This window comes from Delftia sp. WSY_10, assembly GCF_043104705.1.
GTDB classification, from domain to species: Bacteria; Pseudomonadota; Gammaproteobacteria; order Burkholderiales; family Burkholderiaceae_C; genus Comamonas; species Comamonas tsuruhatensis.
This window is the reverse complement of record NZ_JBICKY010000032.1, coordinates 46915-67397: the sequence shown is the minus strand read 5'-3', so window position 1 is coordinate 67397 and position 20483 is coordinate 46915. Positions and strand designations below refer to the sequence as shown.

General features: G+C 68.0%; 15 protein-coding genes. 5 read left to right on the top strand and 10 right to left on the bottom strand.

The window, feature by feature from the left end; all coding sequences use genetic code 11:
* Positions 1–104 precede the first annotated feature (104 nt).
* The gene (locus ACF8ML_RS14095; protein ID WP_392407270.1) at positions 105–1562 is read right to left on the bottom strand and encodes an NAD-dependent succinate-semialdehyde dehydrogenase; all 1458 of its coding nucleotides are present in this window, start codon (positions 1560–1562) and stop codon (positions 105–107) included.
* Between the two features lie 31 nt (positions 1563–1593).
* Positions 1594–2922: a 4-aminobutyrate--2-oxoglutarate transaminase gene (gene gabT / locus ACF8ML_RS14090; RefSeq protein WP_392407269.1), complete on the bottom strand. Its 1329-nt coding sequence runs from the start codon at positions 2920–2922 to the stop codon at positions 1594–1596.
* 156 nt (positions 2923–3078) lie between these two features.
* On the opposite strand from gabT, the gene ACF8ML_RS14085 reads away from it, so the two are divergent.
* On the top strand, positions 3079–4587 hold the full coding sequence (locus ACF8ML_RS14085; RefSeq protein WP_047218195.1) for a PLP-dependent aminotransferase family protein: 1509 nt from the start codon (positions 3079–3081) through the stop codon (positions 4585–4587).
* A 78-nt stretch (positions 4588–4665) separates the two neighbouring features.
* Positions 4666–5172, top strand: a complete 507-nt coding sequence (locus ACF8ML_RS14080; RefSeq protein ID WP_244387914.1) for a GNAT family N-acetyltransferase — start codon at positions 4666–4668, stop codon at positions 5170–5172.
* Positions 5173–5286: 114 nt separating this feature from the next.
* Here ACF8ML_RS14080 and ACF8ML_RS14075 read toward each other — a convergent pair whose 3' ends face one another.
* The 5 genes from ACF8ML_RS14075 to ACF8ML_RS14055 form a co-directional block, all read right to left on the bottom strand.
* Positions 5287–5766, bottom strand: a complete 480-nt coding sequence (locus tag ACF8ML_RS14075) for a CYTH domain-containing protein (protein ID WP_016451277.1) — start codon at positions 5764–5766, stop codon at positions 5287–5289.
* A gap of 151 nt (positions 5767–5917) precedes the next feature.
* On the bottom strand, positions 5918–8353 hold the full coding sequence (gene rpoD / locus ACF8ML_RS14070) for an RNA polymerase sigma factor RpoD (protein ID WP_016447584.1): 2436 nt from the start codon (positions 8351–8353) through the stop codon (positions 5918–5920).
* A gap of 260 nt (positions 8354–8613) precedes the next feature.
* On the bottom strand, positions 8614–10650 hold the full coding sequence (dnaG, locus tag ACF8ML_RS14065; RefSeq protein WP_016447583.1) for a DNA primase: 2037 nt from the start codon (positions 10648–10650) through the stop codon (positions 8614–8616).
* Between the two features lie 41 nt (positions 10651–10691).
* On the bottom strand, positions 10692–12908 hold the full coding sequence (locus ACF8ML_RS14060) for a sensor histidine kinase (RefSeq protein WP_392407266.1): 2217 nt from the start codon (positions 12906–12908) through the stop codon (positions 10692–10694).
* Positions 12905–13630 carry a response regulator transcription factor gene (locus ACF8ML_RS14055; protein WP_016447581.1) on the bottom strand — a complete coding sequence of 242 codons (726 nt, stop codon included), beginning with the start codon at positions 13628–13630 and terminating at the stop codon, positions 12905–12907. Before ACF8ML_RS14055 ends, ACF8ML_RS14060 begins: the two co-directional genes overlap by 4 nt.
* Before the next feature lie 266 nt (positions 13631–13896).
* On the opposite strand from ACF8ML_RS14055, the gene ACF8ML_RS14050 reads away from it, so the two are divergent.
* The 3 genes from ACF8ML_RS14050 (at position 13897) to ACF8ML_RS14040 (ending at position 18828) form a co-directional block, all read left to right on the top strand.
* Positions 13897–15234 carry an SPFH domain-containing protein gene (locus ACF8ML_RS14050; RefSeq protein ID WP_016451278.1) on the top strand — a complete coding sequence of 446 codons (1338 nt, stop codon included), beginning with the start codon at positions 13897–13899 and terminating at the stop codon, positions 15232–15234.
* Positions 15235–15237: 3 nt separating this feature from the next.
* The gene (locus ACF8ML_RS14045; protein WP_047326692.1) at positions 15238–16710 is read left to right on the top strand and encodes a hypothetical protein; all 1473 of its coding nucleotides are present in this window, start codon (positions 15238–15240) and stop codon (positions 16708–16710) included.
* A 471-nt stretch (positions 16711–17181) separates the two neighbouring features.
* Positions 17182–18828 carry an acyl-CoA synthetase gene (locus ACF8ML_RS14040; protein ID WP_047326759.1) on the top strand — a complete coding sequence of 549 codons (1647 nt, stop codon included), beginning with the start codon at positions 17182–17184 and terminating at the stop codon, positions 18826–18828.
* Between the two features lie 27 nt (positions 18829–18855).
* On the opposite strand, the gene ACF8ML_RS14035 is transcribed toward ACF8ML_RS14040, so the two are convergent.
* Genes ACF8ML_RS14035 through ACF8ML_RS14025 form a run of 3 tightly spaced genes read right to left on the bottom strand, consistent with a single transcriptional unit; the run spans position 18856 to position 20272 of the window.
* Positions 18856–19191, bottom strand: coding sequence for an SMR family transporter (locus ACF8ML_RS14035; protein ID WP_012206837.1), 336 nt, complete (start codon positions 19189–19191; stop codon positions 18856–18858).
* A gap of 2 nt (positions 19192–19193) precedes the next feature.
* Positions 19194–20000 carry a type I methionyl aminopeptidase gene (gene map / locus ACF8ML_RS14030; protein WP_046240831.1) on the bottom strand — a complete coding sequence of 269 codons (807 nt, stop codon included), beginning with the start codon at positions 19998–20000 and terminating at the stop codon, positions 19194–19196.
* Positions 19997–20272, bottom strand: coding sequence for a ParD-like family protein (locus ACF8ML_RS14025; RefSeq protein ID WP_016447576.1), 276 nt, complete (start codon positions 20270–20272; stop codon positions 19997–19999). The genes map and ACF8ML_RS14025 overlap by 4 nt, the downstream gene beginning before the upstream one ends.
* Positions 20273–20483: the final 211 nt, after the last annotated feature.

Here is a 20483-nt window from a genome sequence, read left to right as displayed (position 1 = left end):
GTGCAGATCGGATGGGCCTTTGATGGCGCCCAGTCTAGCCAGGCTGCCGTCGAAGGCCCATGCCGTCTTCCCTGCCGGGTGCCATTGCGGACGTCAGGCAGCCCTCATGCCGTCTGCAGGCACAGGTACTTGGTCTCCAGGTATTCCTCGATGCCGTGGCGCGAGCCCTCGCGGCCCAGGCCGGACTGCTTGACGCCGCCGAAGGGCGCGACCTCGTTGGAGATCAGGCCGGTGTTGATGCCCACCATGCCGTACTCCAGCGCGCGCGACACGCGCCAGATGCGGCGGTTGTCGTTGGTGAACAGATAGGCGGCCAGGCCGTAGATGGTGTCGTTGGCGCGGCGCACCACCTCGTCCTCGTCATGGAAGCGGAACAGCGGCGCCAGCGGGCCGAAGGTCTCTTCCTCGCAGACTTGCATGCTGTCGTTCACATCGACCAGCAGCGTGGGCTCGAAGAACAGCTGGCCCGGCACCGGGCGCCTGCCGCCCGCCAGCAGGCGCGCGCCCTTGGACAGCGCATCGGCCACATGGCTTTCCACCTTCTGCACGGCCGCCTCGTTGATCAGCGGGCCATGGGTCACGCCGGGCTCCAGCCCATTGCCGACCTTGAAGCCCGCCATGGCACGGGCCAGGCGGCGGGCCAGTTCGTCGTGGATGCCGTCCTGCACATAGATGCGGTTGGTGCACACGCAGGTCTGGCCCGCGTTGCGGAACTTGGAGGCCACGATGCCGGCCACGGCCTGGTCGATGTCGGCATCGTCAAACACGATCAACGGTGCATTGCCGCCCAGCTCCAGCGACAGCTTCTTGACCGTGTCGCTGCACTGGCGCATCAGCAGCCGCCCGGTGGCCGTGGAGCCCGTGAAGCTGAGCTTGCGCACCACGGGGCTTTGCGTCAGCGCCTGGCCGATGTCCTGCGGATGGCCGGTCAGCACCTGGAAGACGCCGGCGGGAATGCCGGCCTCCTCGGCCAGCACGGCCAGGGCCAGGGCCGTGAAGGGCGTGCTTTCGGCCGGCTTGACCAGCATGGCGCAGCCGGCGGCCAGCGCCGGGCCGGCCTTGCGCGTGATCATGGCGGCCGGGAAATTCCAGGGCGTGATGGCGGCGCACACGCCAATGGGCTCGCGCAGCGTGAGCAGCTGCTGGCCTGCGTTGGGCGACTGCAGCAGCTCGCCGTCCACGCGCTTGCCTTCCTCGGCAAACCATTCGATGAAGGAGGCCGCATAGGCGATCTCGCCGCGCGCCTCGGCCAGGGGCTTGCCCTGCTCCAGCGTCATCAGCCGCGCCAGATCGTCCTGGTGCGCCAGCATCAGGTCGAACCAGCGGCGCAGGATGCCGGCGCGCTGCTTGCCCGTCAGCGCGGCCCAGGCGGGCAGGGCGCGCTGTGCGGCGGCAATGGCGGCCTCGGCCTCGCCGGCCTGCAGGGCGGGTACCTGGCCCAGGCGTTCGCCGGTGGCGGGATTGAAGACATCGATGGCGGGGCCGGAGCCCACGGGGTGCCAGCCCTGGGCAAGCAGGCAGGCCTGGCGGAAAAGATCGGGGCGTTGCAGTGAAAGACTCATGGTGCGGGAAGGCTCAGGCTGTGGAATGGATTCAGGCCGCGACCGGCTGGGGCGCGGTCTGGGTGATGGCGTTGGCGATGATGTCCAGCGCCTTGCCGAACAGCGGCTCTGGAATCGTCAGCGGATAGAGGAAGCGGATGGCGTTGCCGTACAGGCCGCAGGTCAGCAGCAGCAGGCCTTGCTGCTGCGCACGCTGGACGATGGCGGCCACGCGCTGCGCGTCCGGCGCACCGCTGCCGGGAATGTGGAATTCCACGGCCAGCATCGAGCCCAGGCCGCGCACTTCGGCGATGCCGGCATCCTGCGTCTGCAATGCCTGCAGGCGCGAGCGCAGCTGGCTGCCCAGTGCCAGGGCCCGCTCGCACAGGCGCTCTTCATCGATCACATCGAGCACGGCATGGGCAGAGGCCACGGCCAGCGGGTTGGCGGCGTAGGTGCCGCCCAGGCCGCCGGGATGGGGTGCGTCCATGATGGCCGCGCGGCCGACCACGCCCGAGATCGGCAGGCCGCCGCCCAGGCTCTTGGCCATGGTGATCAGGTCGGGCCGCACGCTGTAGTGCTCCATGGCAAACAGCTTGCCCGTGCGTGCAAAGCCGGTCTGCACCTCGTCGGCGATCAGCAGCATGCCGTGCTGGTCGCACAGCTGGCGCAGGCCCGTGAACAGCGCGGCAGGCACGGGGTGGAAGCCGCCTTCGCCCTGTACGGGCTCCACGATGATGGCTGCCACGCGCTGCGGGTCCACCGAGGTCTTGAGCAGCATGGCAATGGCGTCCAGCGACTGCTGCACGCTGATGCCCTGCACATCGCTGGGAAAGGGCGCGTGGAAGACTTCGCCCGGCATGGGGCCGAAGCCCTGCTTGTAGGGCGCCACCTTGCCCGTCAGCGCCATGCCCAGCTGGGTGCGGCCGTGGAAGGCGCCCTGGAAGGCGATCACGGCCGAGCGGCCCGTGGCATGGCGGGCGATCTTGACGGCGTTTTCCACCGCCTCGGCGCCCGTGGTGAAGAAGGCGGTCTTGGCCGGGCCGTCGATGGGCGCCAGTGCATTGATGCGCTCGGCCAGCGCAATCGCGCTTTCATAGGGAACGATCTGGAAGGCCGTGTGCGTGAAGCACTCCAGCTGGCGCTGCACGGCCTGCACCACGCGCGGATGGCGGTGGCCCGTGTTGAGCACGGCAATGCCGGCCGCGAAGTCGATGTACTGGCGGCCCTCGGCATCGGTCAGCAAGGCGTTGTCGGCCTGCACGGCGTGGAAGCCGCACATCACGCCCACGCCGCGCGGCATGGCGGCGGTGCGCCGGCTCTGGAGTTGCTGGTTGACGGACGAGGCTCTGGTGGTGTCGTTGGTGGCGGCGCTGGACATGGGAAGGTCTCCGTTGAGGTGGCTGCAATGCTTACGGTTATAGTGGCGATTGGTTCCATGAATGGAGCCATCTTTTGAAAAGATGATGGTGCCAATCGAGTTCGCCACCATCGCTTCCACAAGGCAGGCAACGCAGGCAACGCAGGCAAGGCAGACATGGCAAAACCTTCCGTGTGCGCGGACCTCATCCTCCAGATGGACTGGCGCGGGCTGGGCGGGGACCGCGTCCGCCTGAACCGGGCCCTGTACCTGGCGCTGCGCCAGGCCGTGGACAGCGGGGCCCTGTTGCCGGGCAGCCGCCTGCCGGCCTCGCGCGACCTGGCCCGCGAGCTGGATGTGTCGCGCAACACCGTCAACCATGCCTATGAGCAGCTGCAGGTGGAGGGCTATGTGCGCAGCCAGGTCGGGCGTGGCACGCAGGTGGTCGACACCCTGCCTGCGGCCATGCTGCTGAGCGGCGGACGTGCACCTGCCCGCCGCGCTGCCGCCGCAGCGCCTGCGCCTGGCGGCGGCCTGTCCGTGCAGGCACAGGCCCTGCTGAAAACCGCCCAGGCTTCGGAGCAGCAATGGGGCGCCTTCATGCCTGGCGTGCCCGACGTGACGCAGTTCCCGCGCGCCGCCTACGCGCGCATCCACAACCGCCTGCTGCGACACGCCGGGCCGCAGCTGCTCACCTATGGCACGCGCGGCGGCGTGGAGGCGCTCAAGCAGGCGCTGGCCGATCACCTGCGCGTGGCGCGCTCGGTGAACTGCGCGCCCGACCAGGTGCTGATCACAGAAGGCGTGCACCAGGCCATCGACCTGGTGGTGCGCAGCCTTGCCGACCCTGGCGACTGCGTCTGGATGGAGGAGCCGGGCTACTGGGGCATCGCCAACGTGTTGCGCATGCAGCACGGGCTGAGCCTGCACAGCGTGCCAGTGGACGAGGAGGGCATGCATCTGCCGGACGGCCTGCCCGTGCCGCGACTGATCTTCGTCACTCCCTCGCACCAGTACCCGCTGGGCGCCGTCATGAGCATGGCGCGGCGCCGCGCGCTGATCGCCTACGCGCGCCGGGTGGGTGCCTGGATCGTCGAGGACGACTACGACAGCGAATTCCGGTTCTCCGGCAGCCCCGTGCCCAGCATGCAGGGCATGGAGGAGGACGCGCCCGTCATCTACATAGGCACCTTCAGCAAGACCCTCTACCCGGGACTGCGCATGGGCTACATGGTGCTGCCCCCGACCCTGGCCGAGCCGCTGCGCCGCATCCATTCCGAGCTGTACCGAGAGGGTCACCAGCTGCCGCAGCAGGTCATCGCCGAACTGATCGTGGAAGGCCACTACGCCGCCCACATCCGCAAGATGCGCCTGCTCTACGGCAAGCGCCGCCGCATGCTGATGGCCTTGATCGAGCGCTATCTGGGCGCCGACCACCTGCCCTGGGTGGACAGCGGCGCGGGGCTGCATTTCGTGATGCAGCTGCCCGGGCAGGACGATGATGTCGTGCTCGCCGAGGACCTCCGGCAGGCCGGCATCTTCGTCAAGCCGCTGTCGCGCTACTACGCGGGTCCGCACCGGCGGCGTGGCCTGCTGCTGGGGTACGCCTGCGTTTCCGAGGAAGAGATAGGCGCAGCCTTCTTCCGCATGCTGGCAGTGCTCGGAGCCCGGCATGGCCGGCGCTGAGGCCCGGGCCGGACCATCCGGCCGGGCACCGCCTTGGCTCCCGATGCCAACCCTTTTTTGTCTGCCTAAGGACGCACCATGATCTCCATCCGCCCCGTTGAACCCCATGAATGGCCGCAGTACCGGGATATCCGCCTGCGTGCCCTGCGCGATGCGCCCGACGCCTTCGGCAGCACCTGGGAGTCGGAGGCCGCAAGGGTTGACGCGGACTGGGCTGTGCGGCTGCAGGCCGCCGTTGCCGGCGGCTGGGACAGGGTGCTCTTCGCCGTCAACGGCGGCCAGGCCTGCGGCCTGCTCTGGTGCAAGCTGTGTGCCCCCGAGCCCGGCGTGGCCGATCTCTTCCAGATGTGGGTCGATCCCGCCGTGCGTGGCCGGGGTGCGGGCCAAGCCCTGCTGGCCCAGGCCGTCGCCTGGGCCTGGCACAAGGGCATGCAGCGTGTGCGGCTGGGTGTGACCGATGCCGACTCTCCCGCCATGCGCCTGTACCTGGCGAACGGCTTCCGGCCTGTGGGCGGGCTGCAGCCGCTGCGCGAGGGCTGCGAACTGCGCGTGCAGACGATGGCCCTGGACCGGGCCGGCGGCTGAGCCGCTGCACAGCGCAGGAAGTTCCGGCAGTCAGTCCCTGCGGCCTCTGTCGCCCCCTGGTGGCCTCCGTGTAGCCTCCCCGTAGCCCCGGGGCGTCCACAAGGCCGTCCTGCATCAGCCCGGCAGCACGGCCGGTGAAGGCACCTGCCGGGTCTTGGCCAGTTGCGCGTTGCTGTAGCGAAGATCAGCGGTGACCTCCGCTCCCAGCCAGGCGGGCGAGGGCGGCTGGATATCCTCGCTGGCCAGTTCGATCTCGGCCGTGACCAGCCCGGCCAGCGGGCCTTCGAATACATCGACCTCGAAGTCGAAGCCGTCCACCGTCACGATGTAGCGCACCTTTTCGAGTGCGCCATGCGCGCAGTGCTGGGCCAGCAGCGTCTCGGCGTCGGCCAGCGGAATCCGGTATTCGAATTCGGCGCGGCTCATGCCGCGTGCCGGCCCCTTGAGCGTGAGAAATCCGGTGTCCCCGGCGATGCGCACCCGCACCCACATGCCGTTGTCGGCGATGTATCCCTGCGCCATGCGCACGCCGGTCAGGCCGGTCACGACGCCGGGGTCGGCCACAAGGTATTTGCGTTCGATTTCGAGAGCCATGCTGATGCCCTTGCAGACAAAGGCGGCAGTCTATCGCGCCACCATCGCCCTGCCCGGCAGATGGCCGGCCACAAACAAAAAGCCCCGCAGGGGAGTGCGGGGCTTTCCTGAGGGCGGTTGCCGGCCCGGGGGGGGCGGCATCCACAGCGCCTTACAGCGAGTCGATGAAGCTGCGCAGCTTGTCCGAGCGGCTCGGATGCTTGAGCTTGCGCAGGGCCTTGGCCTCGATCTGGCGGATGCGTTCGCGCGTGACGTCGAACTGCTTGCCCACTTCTTCCAGCGTGTGGTCGGTGGACATTTCGATGCCGAAGCGCATGCGCAGCACCTTGGCTTCGCGCGGGGTCAGGCCGTCGAGGATGTCCTTGACCACGTCGCGCAGGCCGGCCTGCATGGCGGCGTCCACGGGAGCGGTGTTGTTGGTGTCCTCGATGAAGTCGCCCAGGTGCGAATCGTCGTCGTCGCCGATCGGCGTTTCCATGGAGATCGGCTCCTTGGCGATCTTCATGATCTTGCGGATCTTGTCTTCCGGGATCTCCATCTTGGCCGCCAGGATGGACGCATCGGGCTCGAAGCCGAACTCCTGCAGATGCTGGCGCGAGATGCGGTTCATCTTGTTGATGGTCTCGATCATGTGCACCGGGATGCGGATGGTGCGCGCCTGGTCGGCGATCGAGCGCGTGATGGCCTGGCGGATCCACCACGTGGCATAGGTCGAGAACTTGTAGCCGCGACGGTATTCGAACTTGTCCACGGCCTTCATCAGGCCGATGTTGCCTTCCTGGATCAGGTCCAGGAACTGCAGGCCGCGGTTCGTGTACTTCTTGGCGATGGAGATCACCAGGCGCAGGTTGGCCTCGATCATCTCCTTCTTGGCGTCACGGCTGGCGCGCTCGCCGTCGTTCATGCGCTTGTTGATGCGCTTGAGCTCGTCCAGCGGCACGACCACGCGCGATTGCAGGTCGATCAGGTTCTGCTGCAGTTCCTGCACGGGCGGGACATTGCGCTCCAGCACGCTGCTCCAGGGCTTGCCGGCCGCGACCTGCTCCACCACCCACTGCAGGTTCAGCAGGTTGGGCGGGAACTGGGCGATGAAGGTTTCCTGCGGCATGCCGCACTTGTCCACGATGATCTTGCGCAGCTCGCGTTCCTTCTTGCGCACGTCATCGACCTGGGCACGCACGAGGTCGCACAGCTTCTCGATGGTCTTGGCCGTGAAGCGGATGGTCATCAGCTCTTCGGTCAGGGCCTTCTGCACCTTGATGTACGTGGGCGTGCCGTAGCCTTCCTTGTCGTACACCTTGTGCATCTTGTCGAAGTTCTCGCGCATGGCGTCGAAGCGGCGCAGCGCCTCATTCTTGAGTTCTTCGAGCTTCTTGGTCAGTGCCTTGGAGCCGCCCTTGCCGTCGTCGTCGTCCTCTTCGTCGTATTCGTCGAAGTCTTCTTCGGCCACGTAGTCGTCGTTCTCATTGGCGTTGACGAAACCGTCGACGATGGTGGAGATGACGACCTTGCCTTCGCGGATTTCCTCGGACATGGCCAGGATTTCGGCGATGGTGGCGGGCGAGGCCGAGATAGCCTCCATCATGTCCATCAGGCCGCCTTCGATGCGCTTGGCGATTTCGATCTCGCCTTCGCGCGTCAGCAGCTCCACCGTGCCCATTTCGCGCATGTACATGCGCACGGGGTCGGTGGTGCGGCCGAATTCGGAGTCCACCGTGGACAGGGCGGCTTCGGCCTCTTCCTCGGCTTCCTCTTCGGTGGTGGCGGACTGGCCCGTGTTGTTCAGCAGCAGGGTTTCCGCGTCGGGGGTCTGCTCGTAGACGGCCACGCCCATGTCGTTGAGCATGGAGATCACGACTTCCAGCGTCTCGGCATCGACCAGCTTGTCGGGCAGGTGGTCGTTGATTTCGCTGTGCGTCAGGTAGCCGCGCGTCTTGCCCAGCTTGATCAGCGCCTTCAGGCGCTGGCGGCGGGTGGACATTTCCTCTTCGGTCAGGACGGTTTCGTCCAGGCCGAATTCCTTCATCAAGGCACGTTCCTTGGCCTTGCTGATCTTCATGCGCAGGGGCTTGACCTTTTCAGCCGGGGCCGAGGAGGCCTCGACCTCGACTTCCACTTCGGTCTCGACTTCGCCTTCCACTTCGCCATCGATGTCGCCATCGATGTCCGACAGGTCGGCGTCGTCCATGTCGTCGCCCGCTTCCTTGGCCTTGGGCTTGCGGCCGCGCTTGGCGGGGGTCTTGGCTGCAGCGGTGGAGGTGGCGGCCTTGGCCGGCGCCTTCTTGGCGGCAGCAGGCTTCTTTTCTGTCTGGGCGGGGGCGTCGTCGCCTTCGGCTGCCTTCTTGCGGCCACGCTTGGGCGTCGCGGCGGCGAGCAGTTCGTCGGCCATGGCTTTGAGTTCGGCTTGGGACTTGGTTACCACGTCGGTATCTTTCTTTGCTTTGGCCGCAGATGCGGCGCTCTTCGGTCCTGCAGCGGCTTTGCCGGCACCGGCCTTGACGGCCGGGGCTGAAGAGGTTGTCGAAGTCTTGGGCTTCGCTGGAGCTTCGGGGGCCTGCTTGGACTTCACGGACTTTGAAACGGGCATGAGCACCTCACGGTCGGGAGCGAACACACACAAAGGGAAACTCAAACAAGCGCCGCCTAAGCGCGCGCGGACGGACTAGGCCCGCCAGGGAAGCGTACATATTCCAGGCAAGATGTCTGGGCGATCATTTGGTGTGCAGTCCTTGCGGGAAATTGGGCCGTGCAGTTGCTGCAATCACGTGAGTTCGTCACGGGGCCCGGTCCGGAGGTGCTGCTGTCGCTCTTGCCGATAGCCCCCAATTATATCTGCTTACCTCGATTTCAAGAGGAAGTGCGCATCTGGTTTTCCAGGGCCTGCTGTCGGGCAAAGAGATCGCGATAGCGCTGGGCGGCGCTGGGGTCCCGTGCCATGTCGCGCAAGGCTTCGTCGATCTGGGCCTTGATGTGGACGATGACCATGCGATTGAGGACATCACGCAACTCACGGCGCAGCTCGGGCAGTTCGCCCTCGGGATGCGCGTGGGGGCCGCTCATGAGCCTGTCTGCCAGCGTTTCGTGAGGCAGGCCGCGCAGTTGTTCGCGCAGCACGGCAAAGGGCCGGGCCCCGGATTCCTGGAACTGTGCCTCCATCCAGCGGAACATGGCGCCATGTTCGCCTGAGCAGTGCGCCAGTGCCTCGAAGTCCTCGTGGGTGAGTTCTTCCATGAATTCCATGTGCGCCATGAGCAGGCGTGCCGCCTGGTCGGTGCGTGTGGCTGGCGCGCCACGCGGGCCCATGGGGGGCGGGTTGAAGTCGGCCCGGCCATTCTTGTCCCAGGGTTTGCGCGGCCAGGGCTTTTTGCCGCCGCGCCCGGGCTCGCCGCTGCGCCAGCCGCCCGCGCCGCTTCCATGGCCGCCACGCTCGTGCCAGCCCGAAGGCGCGCCGTATTCGACAGGCTGGCCCCAGTCGGGCGCGGCCGGTGCATGGCCGGCCTGCTGGCCCGGATGGGAAGCACCGCCGGCCATGGAGCCCCGCGCCGGGCCGCTGCGAGCGGCTTCCTGCGACCACAGGTCGGAGAGGTCGCGCGCATCGAGCTGCACGAGTTCGGCGATCTCGCCCAGCAGCTGGCGCTTGAGCGCGCCGTCAGGCAGGGCCGTCCACAGGGGGCGGGCATTGCTGGCCATGTGGGCACGGCCTTCGGCCTGGCCCAGGTCGCAGCCTTCGCTGGCCGCCTCGATGAGAAAGCGGCTCAGCGGCAGCGCGTCGCCCACGTAGCGGGCAAAGGCTTCGCTGCCGTATTCGCGGATGAAGCTGTCCGGGTCGTGTTCGGCGGGCAGGAAGAGGAATTTGACGCTGCGCGTGTCGCTGGCATAGGGCAGGGCCGCATCGAGCGCCTTGCGCGCGGCGCGCCGGCCCGCCCCGTCGCCGTCGAAGCTGAAAACGACGGCGTCAGTAAATCGAAACAGTTTGTGAATGTGATCGGGCGTGCAGGCCGTGCCCAGCGTGGCGACGGCGTTGGCAAAGCCCAGCTGGGCCAGGGCCACCACGTCCATATAGCCTTCGGTGACCAGCGCATAGCCCATGTCGCGCAGGGCGGTGCGGGCCTCGAACAGGCCGTAGAGTTCGCGCCCCTTGTGAAACACCGGGGTTTCGGGCGAATTCAGGTATTTGGGCTTCTCGTCGCCGAAGACGCGGCCGCCGAAGCCTATGCACTCGCCCTTGACGTTGCGGATGGGAAACATCAGCCGGTCGCGGAAGCGGTCGTAGCGCTTGCCGTCGTCCTCGCCGACGATGACCAGGCCCGATTCTTCGAGCTGCGGATCGTCGTAATGCGCAAACACGCTGGCCAGGTTGCGCCAGCCGGCGGGCGCATAGCCCAGGCCGAAGCGCCTGGCGGTTTCGCCCGAGACACCGCGGCGCTTGAGGTATTCGATGGCCTGGGGGGAGGCTTTCAGGTGCTTGCGGAAAGATTCACCGGCCTTTTCCAGCACGTCGGTGAGGGTGGCCTGTTTCTGCTTCTGGGCGGCCTGGCGCTCGCGCTCGGCCGGGCTGATGTCGTCCTGCGGCACCTGCAGGCCGACCTGGCCGGCAAGATCCTGCACGGCCTCAACGAAGCCCATGCCGGCATGGTCCATCAGAAAACCGATGGCGTTGCCGTTCTTGCCGCAGCCGAAGCAGTGATAGAACTGCTTGCTGGGGCTGACGGTGAAGGAAGGCGACTTCTCGCTGTGGAAAGGGCACAGGCCCATGAAGTTGGCGCCGCCCTTCCTGAGCTGTACGTAACGGCCCACGATGTCGACCACGTCGACGCGCGCGAGCAACTCCTGGATGAACGATTGGGGAATGGACACCCGCGTATTGTGCCTTCGCGGGGCCATCCGGCCGTGCCCCGGGGGCACTGGCCGGCAGCGCCCGGCCCTCAGCCCAGGCGCTGGAAGGTCAGCGTGAAGGCCACGCCATCGCGCGTGTTGTGGGCCCTGATCGTGCCGCCCATCTTGGCCATGTAGGTCCTGGCCACGAACAGGCCCTGTCCCCGGTGCTCGGCGCCGCTGGCGGCAGAAGGCTCCTGGGGCGCGGACACCCCCAGCTCGAAGATGCGCTCCAGCAGGTCCTCCGCAATGGTGGCGCCCTGGTTGTGCAGCGTGGCGCTGGCGGTGGACTCGGAGGCCGACAGCGACAGCGTGATGGCCGTGCCGGCCGGACGGTAGCTGTCGGCATTGCGCAGGATGTGGGTGACCACGTCCTCCAGGGCAAATTCGTCGGCGCGCACGATCACGGCGCCGGCGGCTCCCGCGCTCCCGCTCTTGTTCCCACCTTCGTAGACCACATCGGCAATGCCCGCATAGTGCGCGTTGGCTGCCACGTGGCTGAGGAAGGCGTCCAGGTCCAGCCGGCCCTCCGGCACGGGGGCGGCCTGCAGCGCCTCGGCCGGCGATGCCGTGCCGTAGAGCACATGCACGGCCTGCTGCATGCGCTGCACATAGCGGTGGCCGGGGTCGTCGGGGCCGTACAGCACCATCAGCGATTGCAGGGGCGACATGATTTCGTGGCCCACGGCATGCCACATGTCGCGTTCCTGCTGGGCGCGCAGCTGCTCGCGCTGCAGGTCGTCCTTCACGCGCTGCAGCAGGTCGGCCAGGCCGCCGGCCAGAATGCCCAGCTCGTCGGAACCACGCAGGTCCGACACTTCGAGATCGCCCAGGCGTGGCCCGACATGGCCGTCCTGCACGTTGTAGGAGACGGCGGCGGCGCGCCGGGTGAGGGCGGTCACGCGGCGGATCAGCCCCAGCTCGACGATCAGCCAGGCCAGCGCAATGGCGGCCAGCATGGCGCCCAGGTACCAGGACAGGCGCGTGGCCACGGCGGCCAGGCCCTGCTCCACATCGCGCGGGTGGCCGGTGAAGCTGACGGTGTAGTTGCCCGTGGGCGTGTCCAGAATGTCCTGGCCCGTGGGCACGGCCGGGGTCATGGTGGCGGCGGAGACGCCGGCCGCATGCAGCGGCAGCCAGCTGATCAGGCGCAGCAGCCAGGGCGCCGACGGCGCGGCCTGCACATCCACGCCCTTGAGGGTGATGGCGCTGGCCTCGTCGGCACCCACCTTGCGGATCTGCACGCGCTCGCCGGGCAGCAGGCTGCGCGAGATGTCGTTGAGCGAGGCGGCCAGCTGCGCCCCCGGCGCATTGCTGTCGAACAGGGGCGCGGCCGCTTCGCCCGGGGCCAGCATTTCCACGCGCACACGCATGCTGCCCAGGTCTTCGGGCGGCCAGACGGGGCGCACGTCCCTGCGGAACAGGGCCTCGCGGAACAGCTCGACCGGCAGGCGGATGGAGTAGTGCGTGCGGCGCAGGCAATCGGCTGCAGGGGGCGTCTTGTCATTGCCCGCATGGCCCTGCACGCCAGGCGGCAGGTCGCGGCAATGGCCGTTCTGCCAGAGCCAGCCACGGAAATCGCGCACGGGCCGCGCGCGGGCGTCAAGCTGGGGCGTGCCGTTGTCCACAAAGCCGGTGAGCCGGCCGTGCTCGCCGTTGCCGGCCCTGCTGCCCTGCTGCGGCATGGCCTCATAGGGGGCGATCCAGCGGTAGGTGCTGCCGCGCATGTCCAGCGTGATGCGGGCGCGGTGCGCCTGGGCGGGCTCGCGCGAGCCGCGTTCGCGCGGTGTCAGCTCGCCTGCGAAGAAGCTGCCCACCAGATAGATGAAGCCGCCTGCGTAGGGATTGTTGCCGATGGCCGCGCACAGCGAGGCGCCATCGGGATACTGCACCGAGCAGCCAGCCATCTCCACGGCCTGCTGGGACTTTTGCGGATCGTCGAAGTCGATGGCCGCATAGGGCAGCAGCAGCGGCGCCAGCGGCGTCACGCCCTGGCCCAGGTGGCCGGCGTTGAGCAGGGCCAGCCGGCCCGAAGGATGGCGCAGCCGCGCCATGACCTCGGCCTGGCTGCGCACAAAGCCGTGCTGGTAGGCCTGCCAGGCGCGATCCTTCTCGTCCTTGAGCACCACCACGCTCAGCGCCACCGTGGCCACGGCCAGCAGCACGAACACGCCGCGCAGCAGGATGCGCTGGCGGAAGGCGGCCAGGCCCAGGCGCGGAACTTCCAGCCGGGGCAGCTCCAGTTTGGGGTTGAGCAGGCGCTTCATGCGCGGGCGGCGGCGCCGGCCTGGCCCACCCAGCGAAAGCCGCGCATGGGCACGTTCTCTATGCCTTCGAAGCCCGGGTCCACCTCGCGCAGGGCCTCGCGGATGGTGCTGACGTGCTTGCGCACGTTGTCGCGGTTGCGGCCGCTTTTGACCACCTCGAACAGCTCGTCGTAGGACACCACTTCGCCGCTGCGCTGGTGCAGCGTGGCCAGGATGCGCTGGGCCGTCAGCGGCAGGTTGATGCGCTCTCCGCGCCAGGTGGGCGTGCGCTGCCACAGCGGGTCCAGCACCAGGGCGTCGCCTGCAGGCGCTGCGGCGGCCTGCGCGGCCACGGGCGCTGCGCGCTGCGTGGTGCGCAGGATGTCGAGGAAAGTCTCGATGAAGTCGGCCTCCTCGAACGTGGTCTTTTGCAGGTAGTCCCAGGCGTCCAGCGCTTTCATGATGCTGCGGTAGATGGCGGCCGGCATGGCCGACACCACCAGCACCGGCGTGCCCTGGCCCAGCTTGTTGATGGCGTTGATCAGGGCCACGCCGGCATGGCGCTCGCGGCCCAGCTCGATGTCCAGCACCACGGCGTCGTAGTGCTCGCGCGCCAGGGCGGCCTCGGCCTCGTCGCGCGTGAACCACTGGTCGATCACGATGCCGCTGCGCGCACTGCGTATCCATCCCGCCAACTGGTTGCTGGTGGGAAGGTCGTCTTCGATCACGGCGATACGGGTCATGGGGCTGTGCAGGGGTGGGGTCGGGGGAGGCCGCCGTGGCGGTGTTCGCGGGATTATCTCGGCCCTGCGCCGGCCCGGGTGTGAGTTTTTCTTCCGGGGCCGGAGCGTTTGCGCCGCCGGTGTGAGCGCTTTGGTCCGTGCGCTGCGTTGTTGCTTCCGGGGTGGATCCGAACAATCGGTCCTCAATGAGCCACCCCTGTTTCCGGTGCCTCAGAAACAGCCAACAACAGCCAACAACAGCCATCACAGCCGAGAGAGAGAACACCATGAAAGCCACCTGGAACCGCATCATGCAGGCCCTGACGGGCCGCAAGTCCGCCCGCCTGGACGGAGCCGGCACCGCCGATTTCTCCGAGCCTGCAGCCGACGCCGGCACGCTGCCGGGCAACGCGCCCCGCCGCCAGCCCGTGGACTGGGCAGTCCTGCTGCCCACGGCACGTACCGTGCGCTGGCTGGCCATCGGTGCCGTGGTGGTGGCGGCCGGCCTGGTGGTGGTGCGCAACCCGCCCGTGCAGCACCTGGAGCAGGGCACGCTGGGCGTGCGCCTGAACCAGTTCACGGGCTCCGTCAGCCTGTGGCGCGATGGCAGCGTGTGGGTGGTTCCGGGCCTGCACACGGTGCGCGTGTTCTCTCTGCGCGACCAGAGCTACCGTCCGGAGGCCATGCGCCAGGCCAATGGCAGCGCACCCCTGCAGTCGGTCGAGGGCCTGTCCCTGGGTCTGGACCTGAACGTGCGCTATGCGCTTGATCCCGCATCGCCCGCCGTCAAGGCCGGCAACCTGCCTCTGGACATAGGCGGCGACATCGTGGAGCCCGCCGTGCAGGGCCTGGTCTACAAGGTGTTCGCACGCTACACCGTGCGCGAGATCTTCTCGACCAAGCGCGCCGAGATCGCCCAGATCATGGAAACCGAACTGCGCACGCGCCTGGCGGCCGACGGCGTCACGCTGCGCAGCATCCAGATCGGCAAGGTGGACCTGCCCGCCGAGTACCGCCGCGGCATGGACAGCCTGCTGGCCGAGGAGCTGGCCTCCGAGAAGATGCGCTACACGCTGGAGCTCAAGGACAAGCGCGTCAAGGAAACCGAGCTGGACGCCAATGCCGACAAGGTGCGCCGCGAAGTGGCCGCCGAAGCCGCCGCACGCGAGCAGGTGATTGCGGCGCGTGCCCAGGAAGAGGCCATGAAGCATGTGCTGCCCTTCAAGCAGCGCCAGATCGAGCAGCGCCAGCTGGAGGCCGAGGCCGAGCGCGTGGCCCGCGTGAAAGCTGCCGAGGGCAGCGCCCAGGCCCGCCGCATCGAGGCCAATGGCGAAGCCGATGCACGCCAGAAGCTGGCCGAGGCCGAGGCCTTCCGCATGGACCGCCTGGGCAAGGTCAACGCCGAGCAGATGGCGCGCGAAGGCACCCTGGTCACGCGCTACCCGCTGCTCATCCAGAAGACGCTGGCCGACAAGCTCTCGGACAAGATCCAGGTCATCATCGCGCCCCCGCCGACCAATGGCGACTTCATCGGCGCGGCCCTGCTGGGCGGCAGCCGCAATGCACAGGCCGGCGCAGCCTCCGTGGCGGCCGAAGATGCCAACGCAGCCGTTCAGGAGCAATAAGCCATGCTGACCGTATCGACCTTGGCCGCCGCAGCGCTGGCCACCGGCATGGGCAGCGCCATCGTGGTGCAGGACCAGGCCAGCCTGCGCGCCGCGCCGCGCGATGGCGCCCAGCAGCAGGCCAGCCTGTGGCAGGGCGAGGTGCTGGAGATCAGGGGCGAACGCCTGGACTACCTCCAGGTCTGGGACCACAAGCGCGAGCGCGGCGGCTTCATCCGCGCCAGCGATGTGCGCCGTGTGGCCCTGACAGAGGCCGATGCCCCCCCGCTGCTGGCCGTGCTGCGCTTCGTGCAGGACACGCCCGGTGCCGAGGCGCTGGGCATCGGCCTGGCGGCCGCCTACCTGCAGGCCGCGCCCGCCAGGACCCTGGCTGGCGCCGAAGGCGCGCAGGCCTTCGACGCACTGGGCGGCTTTGCCGAACGGCTGGCGCGGCGCGCCTCCGCCGCTGCGCCCGGCAAGACCTCGGGCGCCACGCTGTCGGCCCACCTGGATGTGGCCAGCGGCTACGGCCTGCGCTTTGCGACCTATGAGGTCGAAGGCCGCATGCAGGTCTGCTACGAAGGGGAATTCTTCCGCCGCGTGCTCGCCATGCCGGCCGCCGACGCGCCGCAGCGCGCCCGCGCCGCCCTGGCGCTGACACGGCCCGAATGCGTGGACCCCGATCTGCCGGCCCATGAGCGCGCCCGCCTGTACGCCTGGCAGGCCGATGTGCTGGAGCGCGTGGATGTGACCGGCCTGCCGCCCTACCTGCGCGGCCGCGTGCAGATGCGCCGCGCCAGCGTGTGGGGCGCGCTGGCCTTTCAGCAGGCGCGCAAACGCATGGCCGACCCTGCCGTGGCTGCATCGGCCGCCCGGGCGCTGGCCGAGTTCACGGGCGTCAGCAAGTCCGAGCTGCCCGATGAAGACCAGAGCGCCTACAACGACGCGGCCATGCGGGTGAGCGCCGTGCGCTGGGCGCTGGCGCCTGTTGCTGCTGCGGCTCCTGCTGCCGGAGCCCGCCCGACGCTGCTGACCGAGCCCGGTGCTGCCGGCGAAACCTGCGTGCTGCTGGTGGACGCCCAGCACGGCGCCAAGGCCCCTTTGCTGCGCCGCTGCACCTATGGCCTGGTGTGGGCTGCATCGGCCAGCACCAACCGCGAGGGCACGGCCGTGGCCCTGGCCGTGCAGCCGCTGGAAGGCTGGCGCGAACTGTGGGTGCTGCGCAAGACCGAAGGCGGCTGGCTGGCCGATGTGCTTCCCCCCGCCGCCACCGCGCCGGAGACCGGCGTGGCCGAATGGGCGGGCTGGGTGCCTGGCGGCCAGCTGATGCTGGTGGCGCGCGAGGCCCGTGGCCAGGGCCGCTACCGCAAGAGCTTCGAAGTGGTGCGGCTGGACGGCCTGGCCACCGAGCGCGTGACCGGCGATGTGTCCGCCCTGCCGCTGTTCCAGCGCTGGCAGGACCCGGCCTGGAAGCGCCAGTCCCTGAGCCTGCGCTGAAGCAAAAAAAAGCCTGCACCGGTGGGGTGCAGGCTCGTCTCCAACGATGCCTGGAGCGTTGCCAGGCGACTCCTCTAGGAACTCCTTATTCGCCTTCCAGCGGTGCTGGCCGGCGAATCCAAGCGGCGATTCTACGAGTGAAGCCGAGGCCGTGCGGCCGAGTCATCTGATAAATGATGTCTTATAGAGGACTGTGGTTGTGAAGTCGCCTTGGGGACAGGCTGGGGCGCGTCTGCAGGCAGGTCAAGTGATTGTTTTGCATGAGTATTTTCAATTTCCATGAAATTCTGAAAGTTGTGATGCCCTGCAAAGACCATGCATGCCGCTTTGGTTATCCGGGCCTGTGCGGTGGCGCGCCCGGTGGTCGCGCATCAAGCTTGTGTAAGCCTGTCTTGCTATATCTTCAGGTTTCGCCAGTCTGCAATGGCAGACCTGCATCACACCAAGAACCCCAGCGAACCGGAGACCACGATGACCCACATTTACGACCAGCACCTGGACCGCAACAGCGCCAACCATGCGCCGCTCAGCCCCTTGGGCTTCATCGCCCGCACGGCCGAGGTCTATCCCGAGCGGCTGGCCGTGGTCCACGGCACGCTGCGCCGCAACTGGGGCGAGACCTATGCGCGCTGCCGCCAACTGGCCAGCAGCCTGCACAAGGCGGGCGTGGGCAAGAACGACACCGTGGCCGTGATGCTGCCCAATACGCCGCCCATGGTGGAGGCGCATTTCGGCGTGCCCATGGCGGGGGCCGTGCTCAATGCGCTGAACACGCGGCTGGATGCGGAAACCATCGCCTTCATGCTGGACCATGGCGAGGCCAAGGTGCTGATCGTGGACCCGGAGTTCACGGGCGTGGTGGCCAAGGCGCTGAAGCTGCGCCAGCGCAGCGCGCCGCTGCTGGTGATCCAGGTCGAGGACACGCTGTACGGCCCGGCCGCCGAGCAGGTGGGCAGCCTGGACTACGACGATTTCGTGGCCGGCGGCGATGCCGGTTTCGACTGGCAGCTGCCCGCCGACGAGTGGGACGCCATTGCGCTGAACTACACCAGCGGCACCACGGGCAACCCCAAGGGCGTGGTCTACCACCACCGGGGTGCGGCCATCAATGCCATCAGCAATGTGCTGGAGTGGGACATGCCCAAGCACGCCGTCTACCTGTGGACCCTGCCCATGTTCCATTGCAACGGCTGGTGCTTTCCGTGGACGGTGGCGGCACGCGCCGGCGTCAACGTCTGCCTGCGCCGGGTGGAGGCGCAGGCCATCTTCGACGCCATCCGCAACCACGGCGTCACGCATTACTGCGGCGCGCCCATCGTGCACGGCCTGCTGGTCAATGCGCCGGCCGCCATGAAGGAGGGCGTGCCCGCCGGAGTCAAGGCCATGGTGGCAGGCGCCGCGCCACCGGCCTCGATGATCGAGGGCATGGAGCAGCTGGGCTTCGACATCACCCATGTCTACGGCCTGACCGAGGTCTACGGCCCGGCCACGGTCTGCGCCAAGCATGCAGCCTGGGATGGGCTGGACATCGGCGAACGCGCGCGCCTCAATTCCCGCCAGGGCGTGCGCTACCACCTGCAGCGCTCGGCCAGCGTGCTCGATCCCGAGACCATGGAACCCGTGCCCCATGACGGCCAGACCATGGGCGAGATCATGTTCCAGGGCAACATCGCCATGAAGGGCTACCTGAAGAACCCGCAGGCCACGGACGAGGCCTTCCGCGGCGGCTGGTTCCACACGGGCGACCTGGCCGTGCAGCATCCGGACGGCTATATACAGATCAAGGACCGCAGCAAGGACATCATCATCTCGGGCGGGGAGAACATCTCGTCCATCGAGGTCGAGGACGTGCTCTACCGCCACCCGGCCGTGCTGGCCGCCGCCGTGGTGGCCAAACCCGATCCCAAGTGGGGCGAGACGCCCTGCGCCTTCATCGAGCTGAAGGCCGGCGCGCAGACCACGGCCGAAGACATCGTGGCCCACTGCAAGAAGCACCTGGCCGGCTACAAGGTGCCGCGTGCCGTGGTCTTTGGCGAGTTGCCCAAGACCAGCACGGGCAAGATCCAGAAGTTCGAGCTGCGCCGCCAGGCCGGATCGGTCCAGGCCATCACGGGCTGATGGCCAGGCCGCAGCGCGGGCAGCGGCTCAGTGTCCGGCCGTCTTGGAAAACAGCTGGATGACCAGCACGCCCGCCACGATCAGGCCCATGCCCGCCAGCGCGGGCAGGTCCAGCGTCTGGCCCTGCCAGAGCCATCCGACCAGGGAGATCAGCACGATGCCCGCGCCCGACCAGATCGCATAGGCCACGCCCGTGGGCACGGTGCGCAGCGTCAGCGACAGGAAGTAGAAGGCCAGCGCGTAGCCCAGGACCGTGACCACGCTGGGCCACAGCCGCGTGAAGCCTTCGGACTGCTTGAGGCAGGAGGTGGCCGCCACCTCGGCGACGATGGCCAGGCCCAGGTACAGGTAGTTGGACGCCATGCTCAGATGGCCGCGTAGCTGCCCGTGCCCTCGGGCCAGCGCGTGAGCACGTCGAAGCCCGTGTCGGTCACCACCACCATGTGCTCCCACTGGGCGGACAGCGACTTGTCGTTGGTGATCACCGTCCAGCCGTCGGCCAGTTCGCGCGTGGCTGCCTTGCCGGCGTTGAGCATGGGCTCGATGGTGAAGATCATGCCGGCCTCCAGCACCATGCCCTGGCCGGGCTGGCCGTAGTGCAGCACCTGGGGGTCGTCGTGGTAGACCTTGCCGATGCCGTGGCCGCAGTACTCGCGCACCACGCTGAAGCGCTCGCGCTGGGCCACGGTCTGGATGGCATGGCCGATGTCGCCCAGCGTGGCGCCGGGGCGCACGGCGCGGATGCCGGCCAGCAGGGCCTCGTAGGTGGTCTCCACCAGGCGGCGCGCCTGGTTGGAGGGCTGGCCCACGTAGTACATGCGGCTGGTGTCGCCGATCCAGCCCTCGGGCGTGGTCACGGCCACGTCGACGTTGAGGATGTCGCCCTCGCGCAGGATCTGACGGGCGTCGGGGATGCCGTGGCAGACCACGTGATTGGGCGAGGTGCAGACCGTCTTCGGAAAGCCGTGGTAGCCCACGTTGGTGGGCACGCAGCGCAGTTCGTCGACGATGAAGTCATGGCAGAGCCTGTCCAGGTGCTCGGTGCTGACGCCTGGCTGCACGTGGGGCACCAGCATCTGCAGGACGCGGGCGGCCAGGCCACCGGCCTTGCGTGATTGCCCGATATCGAGGGCATCGTGCAGCGGGACGCTGCGCAGCTTGGCGCCCCTCATTGCAGGCCTTCCGACAGGCGCACGGGGCGCGGGCGGCGTGCTGCCGTATCGGCGGGAGCCGGCGCTGCTTCGGGCTCGCCCAGCTTCAGCGTGGCCGCGGCCTCTTGCAGCAGCAGGGCGCAGATGCCTGCGTAGTCGAGATGGGGATGGTGTTCGGCCAACTGGCCGACACGCAGCCAATGCTCGGCCTGGGCGTTGATGGATCGACCCAGGGCCGCGCTGGACAGGCGGATCTGGTCGTGCAATTGGTCGGATATTTTGACGATTCCCATGGGGTGGCGATCATACGGGGAATATACGTTTCGTATATTGACAATCGCAAATCGCGGGCTCTGCGGCGGGACATTCGTGCAGGTCTTCAGATGCAGGCCGCCATGTCGTCGGCAAGACTGCGCGAAGTACGGTGTGAATGCTCTTGTGTTGATAGCGTAATGATCAGGTCCGGCTGGCCATCCGGCAAGGATGATGTTTTTCCTGCAGCGC